The sequence below is a fragment of the Treponema primitia genome (genome assembly GCF_046533075.1).
Lineage (GTDB): Bacteria > Spirochaetota > Spirochaetia > Treponematales > Breznakiellaceae > Termitinema > Termitinema primitia_B.
In genome coordinates, this window is the sequence record NZ_JAJQRB010000009.1 from 24,724 (window position 1) to 42,603 (window position 17,880).

General features: G+C 46.4%; 19 protein-coding genes. 14 read left to right on the top strand and 5 right to left on the bottom strand.

What is annotated here, in order from left to right; genetic code table 11:
- The first annotated feature begins 6 nt into the window (after positions 1 to 6).
- The 5 genes from LQZ19_RS01910 to LQZ19_RS01930 are packed head-to-tail and all read left to right on the top strand — an operon-like array spanning position 7 to position 4,449.
- A complete protein-coding gene (locus LQZ19_RS01910; protein ID WP_411045945.1) occupies positions 7 to 543 on the top strand; it encodes a hypothetical protein in 537 nt (178 codons plus the stop codon).
- Positions 544 to 596: 53 nt separating this feature from the next.
- Positions 597 to 896: an STAS domain-containing protein gene (locus tag LQZ19_RS01915; protein WP_411045946.1), complete on the top strand. Its 300-nt coding sequence runs from the start codon at positions 597 to 599 to the stop codon at positions 894 to 896.
- Positions 897 to 921: 25 nt separating this feature from the next.
- The gene (locus tag LQZ19_RS01920) at positions 922 to 1,956 is read left to right on the top strand and encodes a hypothetical protein (RefSeq protein WP_411045947.1); all 1,035 of its coding nucleotides are present in this window, start codon (positions 922 to 924) and stop codon (positions 1,954 to 1,956) included.
- On the top strand, positions 1,937 to 4,051 hold the full coding sequence (locus LQZ19_RS01925; RefSeq protein WP_411045948.1) for a SpoIIE family protein phosphatase: 2,115 nt from the start codon (positions 1,937 to 1,939) through the stop codon (positions 4,049 to 4,051). The genes LQZ19_RS01920 and LQZ19_RS01925 overlap by 20 nt, the downstream gene beginning before the upstream one ends.
- Positions 4,048 to 4,449 (top strand): ATP-binding protein, encoded by a 402-nt coding sequence (locus tag LQZ19_RS01930; RefSeq protein WP_411045949.1) that lies wholly within the window; start codon positions 4,048 to 4,050, stop codon positions 4,447 to 4,449. The genes LQZ19_RS01925 and LQZ19_RS01930 overlap by 4 nt, the downstream gene beginning before the upstream one ends.
- A gap of 10 nt (positions 4,450 to 4,459) precedes the next feature.
- On the opposite strand, the gene LQZ19_RS01935 is transcribed toward LQZ19_RS01930, so the two are convergent.
- The 4 genes from LQZ19_RS01935 to LQZ19_RS01950 all read right to left on the bottom strand — a co-directional run bounded on the left by LQZ19_RS01935 (position 4,460) and on the right by LQZ19_RS01950 (position 8,376).
- Positions 4,460 to 5,260 carry a carbonic anhydrase gene (locus LQZ19_RS01935; protein ID WP_411045950.1) on the bottom strand — a complete coding sequence of 267 codons (801 nt, stop codon included), beginning with the start codon at positions 5,258 to 5,260 and terminating at the stop codon, positions 4,460 to 4,462.
- Between the two features lie 171 nt (positions 5,261 to 5,431).
- Positions 5,432 to 6,868, bottom strand: a complete 1,437-nt coding sequence (locus tag LQZ19_RS01940) for an amidohydrolase (RefSeq protein ID WP_411045951.1) — start codon at positions 6,866 to 6,868, stop codon at positions 5,432 to 5,434.
- A 1-nt stretch (position 6,869) separates the two neighbouring features.
- A complete protein-coding gene (locus LQZ19_RS01945; protein ID WP_411045952.1) occupies positions 6,870 to 7,637 on the bottom strand; it encodes a hypothetical protein in 768 nt (255 codons plus the stop codon).
- A 13-nt stretch (positions 7,638 to 7,650) separates the two neighbouring features.
- The gene (locus tag LQZ19_RS01950; protein WP_411045953.1) at positions 7,651 to 8,376 is read right to left on the bottom strand and encodes a DUF5058 family protein; all 726 of its coding nucleotides are present in this window, start codon (positions 8,374 to 8,376) and stop codon (positions 7,651 to 7,653) included.
- 336 nt (positions 8,377 to 8,712) lie between these two features.
- Here LQZ19_RS01950 and LQZ19_RS01955 point away from each other — a divergent pair, with 336 nt between their 5' ends.
- From LQZ19_RS01955 to LQZ19_RS01970, 4 genes are all read left to right on the top strand, one after another.
- The gene (locus LQZ19_RS01955) at positions 8,713 to 9,714 is read left to right on the top strand and encodes a helix-turn-helix transcriptional regulator (protein ID WP_411045954.1); all 1,002 of its coding nucleotides are present in this window, start codon (positions 8,713 to 8,715) and stop codon (positions 9,712 to 9,714) included.
- Complete coding sequence (locus LQZ19_RS01960) at positions 9,654 to 10,268, top strand: 3'-5' exonuclease (protein ID WP_411045955.1); 615 nt, start codon at positions 9,654 to 9,656, stop codon at positions 10,266 to 10,268. The genes LQZ19_RS01955 and LQZ19_RS01960 overlap by 61 nt, the downstream gene beginning before the upstream one ends.
- Positions 10,265 to 12,313, top strand: coding sequence for an AAA family ATPase (locus LQZ19_RS01965; RefSeq protein ID WP_411045956.1), 2,049 nt, complete (start codon positions 10,265 to 10,267; stop codon positions 12,311 to 12,313). The genes LQZ19_RS01960 and LQZ19_RS01965 overlap by 4 nt, the downstream gene beginning before the upstream one ends.
- 192 nt (positions 12,314 to 12,505) lie before the next feature.
- Positions 12,506 to 13,630, top strand: coding sequence for a hypothetical protein (locus LQZ19_RS01970; RefSeq protein WP_411045957.1), 1,125 nt, complete (start codon positions 12,506 to 12,508; stop codon positions 13,628 to 13,630).
- 212 nt (positions 13,631 to 13,842) lie between these two features.
- On the opposite strand, the gene LQZ19_RS01975 is transcribed toward LQZ19_RS01970, so the two are convergent.
- Positions 13,843 to 14,091 carry a helix-turn-helix domain-containing protein gene (locus LQZ19_RS01975; RefSeq protein ID WP_411045958.1) on the bottom strand — a complete coding sequence of 83 codons (249 nt, stop codon included), beginning with the start codon at positions 14,089 to 14,091 and terminating at the stop codon, positions 13,843 to 13,845.
- A 281-nt stretch (positions 14,092 to 14,372) separates the two neighbouring features.
- Between LQZ19_RS01975 and LQZ19_RS01980 the strand changes: the two genes are divergently transcribed.
- The 5 genes from LQZ19_RS01980 (at position 14,373) to LQZ19_RS02000 (ending at position 17,813) form a co-directional block, all read left to right on the top strand.
- On the top strand, positions 14,373 to 14,729 hold the full coding sequence (locus LQZ19_RS01980; RefSeq protein WP_411045959.1) for a hypothetical protein: 357 nt from the start codon (positions 14,373 to 14,375) through the stop codon (positions 14,727 to 14,729).
- The gene (locus LQZ19_RS01985; protein WP_411045960.1) at positions 14,729 to 14,935 is read left to right on the top strand and encodes a hypothetical protein; all 207 of its coding nucleotides are present in this window, start codon (positions 14,729 to 14,731) and stop codon (positions 14,933 to 14,935) included. Before LQZ19_RS01980 ends, LQZ19_RS01985 begins: the two co-directional genes overlap by 1 nt.
- 35 nt (positions 14,936 to 14,970) lie before the next feature.
- Positions 14,971 to 17,061, top strand: coding sequence for a formylglycine-generating enzyme family protein (locus tag LQZ19_RS01990; protein WP_411045961.1), 2,091 nt, complete (start codon positions 14,971 to 14,973; stop codon positions 17,059 to 17,061).
- A gap of 199 nt (positions 17,062 to 17,260) precedes the next feature.
- A complete protein-coding gene (locus LQZ19_RS01995) occupies positions 17,261 to 17,548 on the top strand; it encodes a hypothetical protein (RefSeq protein ID WP_411045962.1) in 288 nt (95 codons plus the stop codon).
- Positions 17,535 to 17,813 (top strand): hypothetical protein, encoded by a 279-nt coding sequence (locus LQZ19_RS02000; protein WP_411045963.1) that lies wholly within the window; start codon positions 17,535 to 17,537, stop codon positions 17,811 to 17,813. Before LQZ19_RS01995 ends, LQZ19_RS02000 begins: the two co-directional genes overlap by 14 nt.
- The last annotated feature ends 67 nt before the right edge of the window (positions 17,814 to 17,880 follow it).

Consider the following 17,880-nt stretch of genomic DNA (forward strand, 5'->3'; position numbering starts at 1 on the left):
AATACGATGAAAAAAACAATGTTTCTGCTTATTCTGGGCCTGGCGTTCCTAACAAAGTCCCATCCGCAGAATATGCTGATGATAGGCGGTGATTACAATATCATGAAACCGGGTTTTTGGGGAGCGGGAATAGGTTTTAACATCCGGCTTTTCAATAATTATCTGCAGAATGACGCCCTCCTGATGATCGGCAATGTTTTTCTACAGGACACCGATGGTAAAGAAGAGGAGAAATATCTTTTTTACGCAAAAGATAATTTTTATTTCTCCAAGGAATGGAAATATATCGGATTGAGGGCCGGGGCTGCTGTTTCATTGGGAATATATGAAAATCCGGACTTCCCGGAAACAATCCCGCTGTTTCTTAACGCCGCAGTATTTGCGGGACTCTGTTTTTTCCCCGAGGCCCTTGTTTCCGTAACCATGGATATCTGTCCCGGCCATATTTTTCTTTTCGACATATTACCCAGCCCTTCCGGGAATGATTCCGCTTTTTCAATGCCCGTATCGATCTCCATACGCATAAATTTGGACAGGATTTAGGGCCGCTGCCGGTATGATTAATCTACCGTATATTACAATTTAAAGGAGTTTACATGACTATCACCAAAAACAAGACCGGAGACAAACTTGTCCTTGCCCTGGAGGGACAACTGGACACTAGCACGGCGCCCCAACTCCAGGCGGAACTGATTCCGGAATTTGATAACATACATTATATAGAACTGGACTTTGAGAAATTGCAATATGTGTCTTCCGCAGGGCTGCGGGTACTTCTGGTGGGTGAAAAAAAAGCCAAGGCCAATGGGGGCAAGATGATCCTTGTCAATATTTCACCGGAAATAAAGGAGGTTTTTGAGATGACCGGTTTCTCCGGCATCCTGACCATTGAATAAGGCAAGACGGCCTGGGAGGTGTCTGTTGGTACTTTATAATAAAAAAGGAAATTCGCTGGATGTTAACATCCGCCTGGCTCGCCCGGAGGAAGCGCCGCAGCTGATAGCCTTACTGCTCAAACAACACGGCCTTAATTATCCAAACCGTAAATTTTATGATGAAATATTTCTGCGTCAAGCCCTTGCATCCGGCATTCTGCGTTTTGCTGTGGCCGTTCTTGCTTCTGATGGAACATTGGCAGCCATGGTTGGATCGGATGAGGAAAACGAATTTCCCGGTTGTCTTATATTCAACCTGCTTACCGTTAAAATTGAATTTCGCGGATTTAGCTTAGGAAAAAAAATCCATCATTATCTTTTACAAGAGGTCCTAACGGGTAAGTATACCTGTATATACGCACATTGCCTTACCCTGGATACGATAAGTCAGTCAAATCACGCCGAGTTCGGATATACGATGTCGGGGCTGCTTATAAACCGCTATATTTATGATGTAAATGCTGAAAACCTTAAAGGATTATCCTTACCCCTTAAACGGACCCATCTTATGGCCTGTTACCCCCTTTTAAAACGGGATGTTCTGACGCTTTATCCGCCAACCTCCCATGCCCGGTATATTGCGGAGCTGTATAAGGATCTCAATGTAACCTATTCTTTGGGAGAACCGGGGGAACCGGCGGTCCAAAGATCAAAAGTTGATATTTCACAAAATGAAATGCATCGATATGGTGAATTATTCGTGCAGGAGGCGGGGAATGATTTTGAAGATGTTTTGTCCGGATATCTGGATCAATATGCCCATCTTGAAGGGCAGACATTTAATGCCTTTGTTAATTTGAACGATCCCGGGGCGTCCTATGCCTGCAGCGCTCTTGAAAGAAAGGGTTTTTTCTTTACCGGCATACATCCATTGTCAGGCTCCGGGGAATACATGATCCTGCATTATTCTCCGGGATTGGTGGTTGATTTTAATAAAATCATGGTAATACCGGAATTTACAAAAAGATTACGGTATATTCAAAATCTCTATAAGGAGGTTCATGTTGTCAAAAAAGATTAAAACAAAAGTATTGCGGGTCATTTTATCGACGTCCCTGGGAGCATTGCTGCTTTTGTGTATTATCACCATGATAAGCATTTTAAATATGCGTAAAACTGTTCTTGAAGAAAGCGATCAATTAGGGGTTACGGCGGCCAGGAACAGCGAAGCAGCCTTGGAACAGCAGGTACGCCTGCAGCTTATGAGCCTTGCAGAGGATAAGGCGGCATTAACCGATGAGAAACTTAACGTAATAATGAATCAGACCAGAATGATAGCCGAAGTAATTACCCATATTTATACCAACAAAGACCAATACCAGCCAAGGGTTATTAATTATCTTCAGCCGGATCAGGTAGGGACAACTATTCCCCATCTGCGGACGGCGGAGGGGGTCTCTCTTAATGATATCAGGAATGAAGTCTATCTTGCGGCCAATGCGGTAACCATACTGCGTCAGATAACAACGATAGATACGGGTATTACCGCAAACTATATTGGGGGGGAGTCCGGTTTTTTTATAACCGTGGACAAGGCATCATCCGGTCCGAACAGAACCGATTATGATGCCAGAACCCGAAGTTGGTATATCGGGGCTAAGGAAAAGGACGGGATTTTCTGGACCGATATTTTTGCGGATGCATCCGGCAGGGGTTTAACCATAACCTGCGCCATGCCTTTTTATGATCTTTCAAATGGAAGGAAAATATTTAAAGGAGTAGCAGGCAGTGGTTCCCTTATATCAGAAAATGTAAATAAAATTATAGATTCCGCCAAAATAAGCAAAAGCGGCTACGCCTTCGTGCTGAACGAGAAAGGGGAGCTTATTTTTACCTCTAAAGGCGGCGGCGCAGCCGGCGATATCGGAGAGAATTATTTGAACAACCTCAGTCCGGAGCTTAAGGAACTTACCCAAAAAATGATAAACAGGGAAAGCGGCATCATGAATCTGAATTTAGATGGGGAAGATATTATTGCCGCCTATTATCCCTTGAAATCCATCAACTGGAGCATGGCGGTTGCAGCCCCCATGGTTGAAGTCATAGCCCCGGCTCATCTTATTCAGCAGGATATTTTAACCCTTACCAAGGCGGAAATAAACAGGATAGACCACAATATCATCATGGCTACCGTGGGGCTTTTAATAGTAATCGGTATAGGCGGCACAGCAACCGCATTTTTTGCGACAGGTCTTTCAAATGGCATTACCGCTCCTATCATATCATTGAGCAAGGACGCTAAAATCATCAGCGATGGCAACCTGAATCATAAAATGGAGCTTAAAACCGGGGACGAGCTCCAGATGCTTGCCGAAAGCTTTAATCATATGATAGAAAATATAAAACAAATTACCGGCGAAAAAGAACGCATCGGCGTTGAATTGAATGTTGCCACAAGAATACAAGCGTCCATGCTGCCGAGTATATTCCCCCCTTTCCCCGATCGTGAAGAATTTGATATCTACGCATCCATGCTTCCTGCCAAGGAAGTCGGCGGTGACTTCTATGACTTTTTCCTGGTAAACAAGGACACCCTGGCGGTTTTAATTGCCGATGTTTCCGGCAAGGGGGTGCCCGCGGCGCTGTTTATGGTCATTGCCAAGACGCTTATTAAAAACAACGCGCAAAACGACAAAAATCCCCAAGAAGTCTTTGAGATAGTCAACAAACTACTTTGTGAAAACAATGAAGAAAACATGTTTGTTACGGTGTTTATGGGTTATCTGGACATTCCAACCGGTAAATTAACCTATGTCAACGCCGGCCATAATCCCCCTTTGATAAAACAGGGGGAGAATTTTCAATGGCTAAAGGTAAAACCCGGTCTTGTGCTGGCCGGTATGCCTGATATTGCATACAACCAGGCCGAAACGGTCCTTAAGGCGGGGGATGTGCTGTACCTGTACACCGATGGTGTCACCGAGGCGTTTAATACAAAGCAGGAATTCTTTACGGATTCGAGGCTTATTGAGGCCGCCAATAAGTATAAAGATTACAGCCTGAAGGAATTTGCAGTCTCAATCAAAGATGAAATTGATCAATTTGCCCAGAATACGGAACAGGCGGATGATATCACCATGCTGGTACTACAATACAAGGGGAGGAGAGCACAGTGAAAGAGTTGAAAATTGAGGCTAAAACCGAAAATCTTGATGCGGTGCTGGATTTCATAAATGCCGAACTGGATAGAAAAAACTGCTCCATGAAGGTTCAGCATCAGATCGATATCGCTGTGGAGGAGATATTTGTAAATATTGCGCATTACGCATATAACCCCATAATTGGAGACGCAATTATACGTATTGCCGTTAGCGGTGAGATTTCGATAGAATTTGAGGATGCGGGAAAACCCTACAATCCCCTGGAAAAAGATGACCCCGACATCACGGCCTCTGCAGAAGAGCGGGAGGTAGGGGGTTTAGGCATTTTTATAGCAAAAAAAATCATGGATACCCTGGAATACCGCCATGAGGACAATAAAAATATTTTTGTGATTAAAAAACATCTCATATAGGCGCTTAAAATTATTTGGAACGATACACCGTCCGGTCATGCGTATCCTGCACCGGACGGTTGTTTCCTTTATAGACCGCTTGAAAAGCGTCAAGTTGGGACTTTGACAATTCCCGGAACGGAGAGGCAATACTCCACGCAACTCCCTCGGTGCAGGGCGGAGTGGTCAGGGAACCGTTGTAACGATACACGGGGGAAAGGACATCAAAGAGTTCCGCCGGGTTAAAGGGTTCCTCCATTTTAATTGAAGCCCCCGCAGGTAGCGCCTCCCGTTCCAGGGCCGAAAAAATTTCCCCAAGGGTACTATTCTCCGCTCCCACTTTAAACAGAATCGCTGCAACCGCATTGTGCCCCTCCCTATCGGTATGTACAAAATGTACTTCCAGATCAAAGGTTTCGCCGTTAATTTGGTGTTCTCCGGGGGAATGGAAGTGGAACTGCCGCAGAACATAGTCCGTACCATCAAGGGTAATATAGTTACCCTCTCCTTCGGGGATCAACTCAATAGTATGGCCGTTATTTTCCAGTTCATATTTGGTTGAGATATAATGGAAGACCGGTTTCCCCGGAGCGGCCATTTCGGAAAGGGCGCGGGTATTGATATTGATGGGAGACTGTGCCTGCCCCTCGGCGGCGATGCGGTAAGCAGGATCCAGAGTATGCCAGTAAGCCGGGCCAGTATTCCCCGCATAGGACCAATGGCCCATGACAGCGCTGTTTACAACCTTGCTCCCCGCGCAAAAACTAAAAAGCAACAGGCTTACAAAGACCAGAACCGCCAACGCCAGCTTATTATTTTTTCTGTTCATCATAGATGATCCTCTTAGGTATTAACAGAATAGGATACGCGCACAACACCGCACAACTCATAGATTTTGAAAAATTACCATTTTGTATAATGAACCAGCCGGAGTAAAACCTCTGCGCATAGGCGCCGGTGGGGTGGGGATTCCCCACCCCACCGGCGTTTTTGAACAAAAGTTTTAGCCCTCGGGGTTTACCTCCCCCGGTATAGGACAGTGATACTGCTCACCCCCTAAACGTACCTTGTATTCCGCCTTAGCGTCCTCTATCATTTTCGGATTTTCCAAAAGGTCCAGAGCAGTCAGGGCAATTATTTTCCCCGCCTGATCGAGTCCCTTGTGAACCATGCCGGACTGTCCGCTGGACACAACCTGCCAGGAATGGGACACCGTACCGTAGGGATAACAGGCGGTGGTGAACTGCGCCGTGGGAGCGTGCCAGCTTGCATCTCCCACATCGGAAGAGGCAGGTATGGCCTTATCGGTAAAGAAATAGGGGGCAATGTCATCAACCAGGGGCTTGACGGCTATTTTTGCCAGGTCCTCAGGACTCTTGTCGAAGAAGGTCCTGGCGGCTTTGGCCGGGATGCCTTTTTTGGAAGATTCATCCAGACTGTCCACCAGGGTTTTGGCAAAGAACAGCTCTTCCTTAGTATAACTGTTCGGTCCCAGCCATGTCATGTTCGAGTACAGGGCTTTGCTCAGGACCTCATTCACAACGATATTGGCGCAGGCGCTGTCCCAGCGCAGGCTCATGGCGGTACCCGTCATCAGGGCTGCGCCCTTGGCTATGTCTACCACCCGCTCGTAGATTTCCTGCACCTGGGATTGTTTGGGCGCCCGGATAAAATAGAGCAGTTCCGCAGAGGCTTGCACCACATTGGGGGCGCCGCCGCCGACATCCGTGTAGGCATAGTGGATACGGGCCTCCTGGATGATGTGCTCGCGAAGATAATTTACCCCCACGTTCATCAGTTCCGCTGCGTCCAGGGCGCTCCTGCCCTGATCGGGGCTCATGGCCGCATGGGCGCTCCGCCCGGCAAAGCTGAAGAATATCTGGTAATTGGCCAGGGTACTTATGCCCATGAGGGCGTTTTCCATCATGGGATGCCAGGTAAGGACCGAATCAAGGCCGTTAAAAGCGCCGGCCCGGGCCAGATAGGCCTTGCCTGAACCGCTCTCTTCGGCGGGACAGCCGAAGTATTTGATGGTCCCGGCCAGCCCCTTCTCCTTCATATAATCCTTGATCCCCACCGCAGCCGCAGCCGCGCCGGAACCCAGGGCGGCATGACCGCAGCCATGACCCGGGGCGCCGGGCTTAAGGGCCTTCTTTTCGGTAAGCCCCGCAGCCTGGTCCATACCGGCCAGGGCGTCGTATTCGCCCAGTATGCCGATAACCGGGCTGCCCTTGCCGTAGCTGGCGACAAAAGCATGGGCCATCCCGGCAATCCCACGCTCTATGGCAAACCCTTCCTTTTCCAAAACCTCGCAGAGGGCATCGGCGGACTGTTTGAGACTGAAACGGATTTCTGCAAATTCCCAGATACGATCATTCAATTTCGCAAACTTTTCTTTTTTCCCGTCTATCAACTCAACAAGTCTTTTTTTATCACCCATTTTATTTTCCTTCTCCGGGCAGGAATACCTGGATCTGTCCATTTTTGAACAGTATTTTGGTGCCAAAATAAGAAATCGGCAGCAGGGCGAGCATGAGGAAGCCCTGGTAGAACGCAAGCAGCATGGGCTTTTTTATAATATACACAACAATAATGTTAACAACAGCAACAATAATGACCGGAAGTATCATTCCCTTTAAGCGGCCCTTAGTTTTAATACCGCCGCCAATATTACTGCCGATAGCTCCGATGGCAAGTGAACCGAACAGTGCTGGTACGATGTACCCCGAGGCGAGTTTAACCACCGGAAGGGTCAGCACCGGCCGCAGGGGCAGGATCAGAAGGACCCCCAGGAAAATAACTATGATGGTAACAAAACTGGAAACGCTCACCGCAATGGAGGTAACGATGTCCGCTTCCTCGGTGCCGCTTTCCACATCCAAAAGCTGAAGGGCCGCATTGGCCACCGGCAGCTTCAGGTTCATGATGTTTCCGGTTATCTGGGCCAGGTATATGGAACTTCCGAATATGGGGGTATAGGCGATAACTTCGGAAATAGCCCCGGGAACAAAGAGCGCCAAAAGCCCGATGGAAGTGGTAATAATCTTGACCAGACCGGGCATGGCGTTAAAATATATCCCCGCAATAACGGGCATACCGATCATAATAGTAACGGCAAAAGCCGCGCCGATACGGCCGAGACGGTGCATGGAATCAATATGGGCTTTGCTTTCGGCATCAATGCCAAGCTTGTTATTTTTATCACTCATTGTACTGTTCTCCTTAATTCAAAAGTCCGACCCAGAGGACCGAAGACGCCATGGCCAAGAGGAGGCTGAGGGCAAGGGTGAAACCCCGCAACCAGCCGAGCTTACACTTGTCCGCCAGAACATTCAAAATGACGGTTATCACCCCGCTGGTTACCAGGGTCAACAGTTTTGCTATACCGGTTTTGCTGTAGTCAAGGAACATGGGTACCACAAAGACTGTCAGGATCACCATGAAGAAAACACTGCTCCCCAGGGCGCCCCAGCGTTTGTCCCCGACTTTAAGCTTCATGGTTCCCGCCTGTATCGATTTTGATGCAAAGGGGGAGAAAAAGAGCCCGCCTATGATACCGATGGACATGACGAACATCACCAGCACAAAATCTTCGGCGGTGGCCATGCTTAATTTGGTCATATCAAGCCCGGCTGCTTTGACTGCCGAATCGGCGGCCATGGTTTCATACGTAACCGACCCTACCACCGAAAGCCGCCACCAAGGCCAGGGTACGCCCAGGATAGTGACCAGGGAAAAGAACCCTATCACAATGGCCAGGGAAGGGATAATCGTGGCCGAAACGGCGCTTTTAACCACGGTCATCAGTTTTTCCCGGGGGAAACCCTTTGCTACGGCCCGTTTCCAGGATTTTTGCATGGATACAACCGCAAGGCCCGCTACGAAAAGGATGCCAATGCTCACCATCAGGTAGATAAGCCAATGGTTTGCAACATCATAAAAACTCATAAAACCCTCCTAAAAAAATACGTTCACCAAAGAACGGTTAAACGCTACGTAATTTTACCACACTCTTTAATAAATTTGTAAATTTTTTTGAAGAAGTTATTGAACAAATATCCCGGTAGACATAACTACGACGGCCAGCCCAATGCGGTTCACGGCTCAGATTATACCTTAACTGGGGCAATGGGGAAAAGCCCCCTTCGGATACCGGGAAACTTATTCCGCAATTAGATAAAATATCATTTTTTTACTGGTCCCTCAGTATTTGACAGACCAATATGATATATTCATAATATGACCTTGCAACGCCGCATGGCGGTGCAGTATATAGGGGGACGTATGAAAGCAAGAAAAGCCCTTCCAAAGGCCGCCCTGCCCAGGCTGTATCGTATTGACGAGATGATCGCCTCTGGCAGGTACCCCAGTACCCGCCAGATGGCGGAAGACTATGGGACCAGTATGTCCAGCATAAGCCGGGACATTGATTTCATGAAGTACAGCTTGGGGGCGCCCATAAAATACGATGCCCTGCGCCGGGGCTACTATTACTCGGTAAAAACTTTTCGCCTGCCCGGCAGTTTTACCACCACGGAAAACATGCAGGCTCTGGGCATGGCCAAAACACTACTTTCCCTGTACCGGGATACCCCGCTTTACGATGCCGCCCGGAATCTTTTGGAGAGCATTACCGCCCCCCTGGTTGACCGGAACAACCCTGGGCTGTATGAAAACAGGATTGTGGTACCCCCGGTAGCCGCTGCCAATGTGGAAACCGAAACCTGGAACACCATCACTGCGGGTCTTAAGGAGAACAAGATCCTTGCCTTTACATACCGGGGCGCCTGGGATGATGATTTTAAACCCCGCCGGGTGCGGCCCTATCAGCTCCTTTTTGATAACGGCGTTTGGTTTCTTTACGGCTATGCGGAAGAACGCCGGGCTATCAGGGTGTTTAATCTTTCCCGGATGAAAAATGCAGCCCTCACAAAATATACCTTTACCCTTCCTCCCAATTACGATTACTGTTCCCGTGCCGATGGCAGTAACTTCGGCGTTTTCGCGGGAAATACAAAATACCGCTTTTCCATCATCTTTTACGGAGAATCGAAACTCTGGGTAGAGGAGCGGAAATGGGCGGCGGATCAGGTAATTGAGGAAACCGAAGAAGGAACGGTTATCACCTTTACCAGCACCCAATACGAGAAAGTCCTTGAGTGGGTATTATCCCGCGGCTGTACTGCGAAACCCCTTGAACCGGAGGACTTGGTAAGGGACTGGAAATGGCACGCCGCAAGGATGCGGAAGATGGCAGGGGAAAAAAAGACGGAGGGGAAAAATTGAATTTTGTAACCATTGATTTTGAAACGGCGAAACACTCACGGGAAAGCGCCTGTGCGGTGGGCCTGGTTAAGTACAAGGAAGGCAAACCGGTTGATTCATGGTATTCCCTGATCCGTCCTCCGTCACTGTATATCCGCCCGGATTTTACCGACATCCACGGCCTTACGGTTGACGATGTGCGGGATGCCCCGACATTCGCCGATCTTTGGGACAGCAGTATCCGCCCCTTTATCGGCAGCCTCCCTCTGGGCGCCCACAATGCCCCCTTCGACATGAGCGTACTCCGGGCGGTACTTGAGTGGTATGCATTGCCGGTTCCGCAGTTAAACTATTTTTGTACCCTCGCCCTGGCCCGCCGCGCCTGGCCGGAACTGGAATCCCACGCCCTTACCAGGTTGGGAGAAACCTTCGGCATTGTCTACGAAGCCCACAACGCCCTTGATGATGCCAGGACCTGCGGGGCTATCGCGTGTTTGGCGGCGGAGAATTATGGCAGGAAAACGCTCAAGGGGCTGATCGGGGCAGCAGGGGTAACAATGGGGGTATTGGGATGATAGTAACAGAATCAGGCAATTCGTCGGGCGTGAAAAATTTAATAAGCCGGTGCCGCAAAAACGGGGAAAAAGAACTTGATTTGTCAGGGCAAGGGATTGAACGACTCCCCCCTGAATTAGCGGAATTAACCCAGATCACCGTACTGGACCTGGGTAATAACAAGATCACTGAATTGCCGGATTTTATTGGGGAGCTGGTTTCCCTGGAGTACCTTGATATAAGCCATAATAGCCTGCAATCTCTGCCGGACAGCCTGGGCAAGTTGGTTTCTCTTGAAACCCTTGATCTTTCATCCAATCTTATCAGGGATATTCCTGAAACAATCAAGAATCTCCCTTCCCTTGAAAAACTTACAGTTACCAGCAATAAAATTGAAAATATTTCAGAGGCATTGAATATATTCACCACAACAAAAGAATTAACCCTGCTGGACCATGCGGATAAAATTATTACACTTTCAAATAAAAACGGGTTGACAAAAACTTTTTTTAAGATAGCTGATAACCATATTCAATATATAACTGAAAAGCTTGACATTTCTCCAATACAAGCGGTATTTTTTTCCCATTTTCTTAACAGATCTCAAGAGAACACTATCCTTATCAGCTCAATAGCCGAGGATATACATTGCAATATGATACGCACCCTTCAATATATGAATGACCTTGAAGGCCTGGAAAAAAAGAAACTTATCCGGTGCAGCAGGGGCAATTCGGTTACTTACAGGGTTCCCTGGGACGTTAAAAACGCTATCAGGAAAGGGGAGGAATTTAAGCCCCCTGACCATTCAAACCTGTCAATAGATAAGTTTTTTACTATCGTGGAAACTCTTTTTGAAGAAAGGGGAGATGACGAATTAACCTTTGAAACCCTGGCAGGGGAATTGTATGACCTCATGGACAATAACATGCACCTTCATTTTTCACAGCGCATGAAAAATATCCATATAGGTGACCAGGATAAAGTATTGCTGATTTGTTTCTGCCATCTTTTTGCCAATAATAACGATGATGAAATACGGCATCATGATTTTGAATATATTTATGCAGAGTCCTGGGTCAAGAATTCAATAAAACGGCAATTCGAAAAGGGGGAACATTTTCTGCTGGAAAATGAATTTATAGAAAATGTTTCCTCTGACGGTTTTGGCGATCAGGAAGCTTTTAAACTTACCGATAAGGCAAAAAAAGAATTGCTCGGTGAGCTGGACATGAAAATGAGACTTGGCCGCAACAAGAAGCGGTTGACGCTCCATGAAAAACTCCCGGAAAAGAAACTGTTCTACAATGAAAAGGAAACTCAAAGAATAGAGCAACTTGCCTCGCTCCTGCAGAACAATAATTTTAAATCCATTCAGGATCGCCTGGCTTCAGGTGGTATGCGCAGAGGTTTTGCCTGCCTTTTTTACGGCCCCCCGGGAACCGGAAAGACCGAAACCGTGTACCAGATAGCCAAAAAGACCGACAGGGATATTATGCTGGTGGATATTGCGGAAACAAAAAGCAAGTGGTATGGGGAAAGTGAAAAACAGATCAAGGAAATTTTCAACCAGTACAAGGCATTTGTTGATTCAAACGAAATCGCGCCTATCCTGCTCTTTAATGAAGCAGATGCGGTTATCGGGAAGCGCCGTGAACTGGGCGATAGCTCCAGAGCGGTGGATCAAACCGAAAACACTATCCAGAACATAATCCTGCAGGAAATGGAGAACCTCACCGGCATATTGATTGCCACCACCAATTTGACCAACAATTTGGACAAAGCCTTTGAACGGAGGTTTCTGTATAAGATAGAATTTGAGAAGCCCGCTCTTCCGGCGCGGCAATCTATCTGGCAGTCCATCATACCGGATTTATCCGATGCGGATGCCCGGGAACTGGCCGCCCGGTTTGAATTCAGCGGAGGGCAGATTGAGAACATTGCCCGCAAGCGAACGGTGGAGAACATAATTTCCGGGCAAGAACCTTCGATTGACCGGCTTGTTTCGTTTTGCCAGGAAGAGGTGCTGGAAAAACAGACGGGAAGGATTGGGTTTGGGACATAGGGTAGGAATCAGTTATACGAAATTGGACACATATATGTGAATCCCTGGATTGACGAATATCTGCATATAGGGCACAATATTGTTTGTGCAATTCTATCGCAGACCCTTTTTGAATAATTTTTAGGAGAAATGGGTCCTCCGGCGATGGATGGTAGATCGGGCTGGTTAAAATTGAAACTAAGGGGTAAGAATATGTTTAAGCCAAATAATTTGATTAAATCGAAATGGGTACAGGCGACTTTATTGGCGCTTCTCTGTGTAGTGGTATTTTGCTTAGTAGCTACAACATCAAATTTGTTTAAAGTTGACGAGCTTCCCTTAAATATCGTTGCCGCACTTCTGGAAGCAATCATAACGGCTGTCATTACCGTTGTATTGCTAAAAGGACAGACAGAAGCGGAGGAAGTAAAAGAAAGGAATGTAAAGGTATTCGAAAAAAAATCAGAATTATTTGAAAAATATATAAATCTTGTATGGGAGGTCTGGAAGGACCGATTTCTATCTGCCGAGGAATATGAAAATCTCATTTCAGATTATTATAGCAAACTCATGATATATTTAAAACAAGATTCATCAAAGAAAATAAAAGAAAGTCTGATTGAAATTAGGAACAACGTGGAAAAACTTAATAGTACTGCAGATGATGATGAAATGTTGAGAAAAAATATATTTTCTATAATTAATGTTTTAAGTAAAGAACTGGGGTTTGATGGGTATGTTGATGAAACAGGTCAAAAAGAATTAGAAGATTGTATGTTTCCTATATTATTTAGAAAGACTCTTTTAAAAATGATGGATGAAATATTTGTAAGAGAAGCAGAAATAATACAAAATGGAACATATGAACGCCATGAAGAAGGTGGGTTCGAGGGAGAATATATTTGCTTTAAATTCAATGAAGAAATATTCAATGATTGTAAGATATTCATTGGCCCATTTAATAATACAAAGGATAACGAAGATATTTATTTTGGAATTTTCATTGAAACTTATATCCGGGAAGTGGATGAATATCGTAATGGTCAAAGAGGATGGAATAGATATTTGTTAGGGCTGAAATCCTCTTGTAGTGATGAATATCCTCCTTGTCTAAATAAACAGTTAAGGACAGAAAGCGATAGTGCGCAGGGCAATTCATTTTCGGAAGAAATAAGATTGTCTTTCAACGATAATATCAACCAGTATAAAGGAAATTTTAATACAATATGTACAGAATTAGCAAATCGTGCAAAGACTTATTTTAATGAAGCTAAAACAAGAAAGGATAATCTGTCAATTAAAGAGTTTATGAAAAAATATCGTGATCTGACAAAATGATATTTTTGAAGAATGCATTAGATGATTATCTTCTCCCTACTCCGGGACTGCATGGTTGACTTAAGAGAAATATAATCGGAGCAAAATTGATGTATCAAACATCCAAAGACAAATATTGTAAAATGATTGATAAAGTTAATACCGTTTATCCAGAGCTTTAACCAAAGCGCTTACAGCGTCCATGTCAACTTGGTCAAAAGAAATGGCAGTCTTTATAATCTTTTCCAGTGATGGATTAGAGGAATGGCCGGCCTCATCCCTGCCGTTAAGGAGGTATTCCATCGACACCCCAGGGCTTCCGCAATCAGGTAGGCTTCGTCGGCCCGGGGGATGATATTTCGGGTTTTCCAGGAAGAGAAGGTGCCCTTGGGAATACCAGTTTTCCGGTACAGCCATTCAAAACTGGTCTGTTGCCGGTCTACCTCCCGTTTAACCATCTTCCAGAAAAATTCAGCATTCATATAGCAAATTATGACAGATCAGTCTGCATTGGGGGATTGAAAAGGATTGACAGATGTATGCGTATGAGGTATTATATGATAAATATTATGATAATACAGACTATTTTATAATAATTTGAAGAAGCCTGATAATGAAGAGCATTATATGACAGATCAGCTGGTATATAATACCAGTAGATAATTTTTAGGGGGGTTAATTATGGCTTTAACATGTAAGTACTGTGGGACAGAGTGTCACAATGCAGGGATGTCGGGGGGTATAAGGAGCTTTTGTTATAATAATGGAAGAAAACACATTAATCACTTTAAATGATTACTTAGAAAAAGACTTACCTTTTTACATACCCTATTATCAACGGGGTTATATTTGGGGAAAATCAAGGGGAACCGAAAAAGATTCCGTTTTGTTTTTCATGGAGAGCATTATAAATTATTACTCACCAAAGAAAGAATTATTTTTGCAAGGCGTAACCGTAAGTGAAGATGATGGAATAATAGAAAAGAACCAAAAGAGCAAGAGGCTGAAAAATGGGAACAAAACCTACTACGAAGCCGATATGCCAGAGAATGGGATAAATGGCTTTATTGGTGGAATCAACATGAAATTCAAAAACATTATCATACTGACGGATCAGTAATGGGACTACTTGTCAAATCCTATTTCAAAGGTAAAAACAATAGCAAGGAATCTAAAAAAGATTTCAATTTTGGAAATTTCAGAGATGATTTGTTACGTGGTGAAAATAATTCATTAGAGGCTAAAAATGTTTTTGCGGGTTTACGAAAATTACAAAAGAAATTTGAAGATGTTTATAATAGTACCGGAAGAGTTCTATGTGTGTAAACCTCATGGACATAGCAAATAAAAGGAGTGGTTCTATGAAAAGAATGGTATTAGCCGCCGCTTTGCTTTTGTGCGGCGTTTTTGCTTTTGCGGAGGATGCGGCGAAACCGCCGGTCTTTTTTAACGGCGAGGGCGGCAGGGGAACCCGGCTGGCGGTGCTGGCGCCCAAGGCGGTCCGCTTAACCGATGACGATGACTACCTCCCGGCTTTTGTGCAGGGCTCCCTTACCGGGGGCTTTAACCGCTTTTCCGCTATCACCGTGCTGGACCGGCAGAATATGGACCGGATCCTGGATGAACAGAATCTTTCCGTCGGGGGTAATTTTTCTGACGATGACTATATCAAAATTGGGAACTTTACCAATACCCAATATATACTGGCGGGGAATCTTACCAAAATCAACGCCGGGTATATCCTGGACCTGGGGATTTCGGACGCCGAAAGCGGGGAACGTAAATTCTCCTACCCTCCCCGGAACTGCACCGCTGCGGAAATTCAGAGCGGGAAAGCCGCCGCCGATGCGGTGGAGGATCTGCTTGTCCAGATGGGCGTAACCCTGACGGAAGCGGGGAAAGCGGAACTGCACAAGATGGCCCGGCAGGAAACGGTGGATGCGGAGGTGGTACTTTCAAAGGGGATAACCGCCCAGAAAAGCGGTACGGTGGTGGAGGCTCTGTCCTATTATATCCAGGCCGCCGGTCTGGACCCCGCCTCTGCGGAAGCGGCGAGCAGGCTCAATATCCTTTCGGCCAATGTTTCCAGCGGCAATATCGGGGCGGACGCACGGAACGAAATTGCCTGGCGGCGGTCCTGGCTGGGGCGGCTGCAAGAGCTGGAACAGTATGTCGGCAATTATGTAAATGCTAACCCGCCGGTATATCTGGTCTATTCCACCGATTTACAGCAGGGGGCTATTAATTGGCAGAATGAAACCCTGCCTATCAGTTTTACTATCAGCCTGAACCCGGACCGCTCCTGGTTTGATACCATAACGCGGGTTATAACCACAGTGGATGAGGGTTTACAGACAACCGGGAAAGCCGCATCCTGGGGGCTTGCCATTGGGCAGGAGCGGCAAAAGAGCGCCCGTTTTGCGGTGGTGGCGGAACTGCTGAACGATCAGGGGGTGAGTATAGGCAGACAGGAAATTGTTTTGAATTGGTCGGCGAAGATAGGCAAATCCTATAATCTTACTGCGGATCGTGGAAAGGCCGTTACCTTTCCTGCGGTTAAGGCGGATTTAATCACCGACAAATTGAGCATCAGAATTACCAGCATAGACGGAACCGCCGCTGAAACTGCCGCACGAACCAAGGGGATCAATATTATAACGCAAGCGGAATACTACCGTTTACCCAATATTATTGCACGAAATGGGCTTGTCCGTATCCAGGGTGGAACCTTTACCATGGGGAGCCCCGCTTCCGAGAGGAACCGGGATAGTAATGAAACCTTACATTCGGTTACGGTGGACAGCTTCTATATGAGTAAATACGAGGTGTCCCAGCAGGAATACGAGGAAGTGATAGGGAGAAATCCCAGTGAGTTTAAGGGGTCTAACCTTCCGGTGGAGCAAGTAAGCTGGGATGATGCGGTTAAGTACTGTAATGAACGGAGCCTTCTGGAAGGGCTTACGGCGGCTTACACGATAGAGGGGAATAACGTAACTTGGAACTACGCCGCTAACGGGTATCGGCTGCCTACGGAGGCGGAATGGGAATATGCCTGCCGGGCGGGGACAAGCACTCCTTTTAACACAGGAAACAATATCACCACGGATCAGGCGAACTATGACGGGAATAATCCGTATAACAATAACGCCAAAGGAATATACCGGCAAAAGACAACGGCGATAGGCAGTTTTGCGCCCAATGTCTGGGGTTTGTACGATATGCACGGGAATGTGAGGGAATGGTGCTGGGACTGGTATGGTAGCTATAACTCCGGAGCGCAGACCAATCCGGTGGGTGCGTCCTCGGGTCAGCTCCGCGTGAGTCGCGGCGGGAGCTGGGGCGGGACATCGTACAATTATGCCCAGGCCCTGCGTTCGGCGGCCCGGTACGGCATCATTCCGTCTCGCCAGTACGATTACCTGGGCTTCCGTCTTGTTCGCCCCAGTTTATAATAGGTACCGGCAAGGTTCCAAGAAAAGGAAGGTTCCGGCGCCGCGAAATACCCGACCGAAGCCCCGGAGGGGCGAAGGAGAGGGTATGGAGCGGAGCAGGGACCGCAGGCATAGAGGGAATAAATTTTAGGGGGGTTTGGGGGGCGTGCCCCCCAAATTCTAACAACAAGAAAGGGAACAACACTGGTCATAAGCTGCCATGAAACTACAATATGCGCCGTTTTTATTACCCCTCTATGCCGACAGCCCCGAACAGGAAGCCCTGAACCGGTTTATCCGGGGACACCGCGTTATTCAGACACGAAAAGAACTGGTCGCGGCTATTGATCAGCACTATTGGGCTATTCTGGTGGAATATATCGATAGTCCTGTGAAGGAAGGCGCTGATAATGGGCTGAAAAATAAAATTGATTATAAAGAAATTCTAAATATAGTAAGTATGCTAAACTTTGCATGTATAAGGAGGAACATTTATGCAATTTTTTGAAACTGAAGATGAATTACCCGATGGGTGGTATGAAGATTGTATAGATGAGTATGTAGCAAAATATTATAAAGAACAGCAAGATCGAGAAAAAGCCGGATATTCAGAAAAGCCGGATAAAGAATGGGCAAACTATAAAGACAACCTGCGATACCAAGAAGACATTCGCCGGGAACAAGCGGTATGGGAATCTTATGGTCATCAACGCAATGAACAGGTTCCAAGAAAGGTGATTGTTGTTAAAAAGAAGCTGAATACAAATCAGTAAAATTTTTCTTGCGAATGTGGGCGATTTACTGCCAATTCCAAACAACAATTGCTGAAACCGATTCTCC

Excerpts from the sequence above, each read along its gene's own strand:
- LQZ19_RS01945 (WP_411045952.1), bottom strand. The coding sequence starts at position 7,637 with ATGAGTGATAAAAATAACAAGCTTGGCATTGATGCCGAAAGCAAAGCC.
- LQZ19_RS01935 (WP_411045950.1), bottom strand. The coding sequence starts at position 5,260 with ATGATGAACAGAAAAAATAATAAGCTGGCGTTGGCGGTTCTGGTCTTT.
- LQZ19_RS01970 (WP_411045957.1), top strand. The coding sequence starts at position 12,506 with ATGTTTAAGCCAAATAATTTGATTAAATCGAAATGGGTACAGGCGACT.
- LQZ19_RS01910 (WP_411045945.1), top strand. The coding sequence starts at position 7 with ATGAAAAAAACAATGTTTCTGCTTATTCTGGGCCTGGCGTTCCTAACA.
- LQZ19_RS01925 (WP_411045948.1), top strand. The coding sequence starts at position 1,937 with ATGTTGTCAAAAAAGATTAAAACAAAAGTATTGCGGGTCATTTTATCG.
- LQZ19_RS01955 (WP_411045954.1), top strand. The coding sequence starts at position 8,713 with ATGAAAGCAAGAAAAGCCCTTCCAAAGGCCGCCCTGCCCAGGCTGTAT.
- LQZ19_RS01990 (WP_411045961.1), top strand. The coding sequence starts at position 14,971 with ATGAAAAGAATGGTATTAGCCGCCGCTTTGCTTTTGTGCGGCGTTTTT.
- LQZ19_RS01995 (WP_411045962.1), top strand. The coding sequence starts at position 17,261 with ATGAAACTACAATATGCGCCGTTTTTATTACCCCTCTATGCCGACAGC.
- LQZ19_RS01960 (WP_411045955.1), top strand. The coding sequence starts at position 9,654 with ATGGCACGCCGCAAGGATGCGGAAGATGGCAGGGGAAAAAAAGACGGA.
- LQZ19_RS02000 (WP_411045963.1), top strand. The coding sequence starts at position 17,535 with ATGCAATTTTTTGAAACTGAAGATGAATTACCCGATGGGTGGTATGAA.
- LQZ19_RS01965 (WP_411045956.1), top strand. The coding sequence starts at position 10,265 with ATGATAGTAACAGAATCAGGCAATTCGTCGGGCGTGAAAAATTTAATA.
- LQZ19_RS01985 (WP_411045960.1), top strand. The coding sequence starts at position 14,729 with ATGGGACTACTTGTCAAATCCTATTTCAAAGGTAAAAACAATAGCAAG.
- LQZ19_RS01915 (WP_411045946.1), top strand. The coding sequence starts at position 597 with ATGACTATCACCAAAAACAAGACCGGAGACAAACTTGTCCTTGCCCTG.
- LQZ19_RS01975 (WP_411045958.1), bottom strand. The coding sequence starts at position 14,091 with ATGAATGCTGAATTTTTCTGGAAGATGGTTAAACGGGAGGTAGACCGG.
- LQZ19_RS01980 (WP_411045959.1), top strand. The coding sequence starts at position 14,373 with ATGGAAGAAAACACATTAATCACTTTAAATGATTACTTAGAAAAAGAC.
- LQZ19_RS01940 (WP_411045951.1), bottom strand. The coding sequence starts at position 6,868 with ATGGGTGATAAAAAAAGACTTGTTGAGTTGATAGACGGGAAAAAAGAA.
- LQZ19_RS01950 (WP_411045953.1), bottom strand. The coding sequence starts at position 8,376 with ATGAGTTTTTATGATGTTGCAAACCATTGGCTTATCTACCTGATGGTG.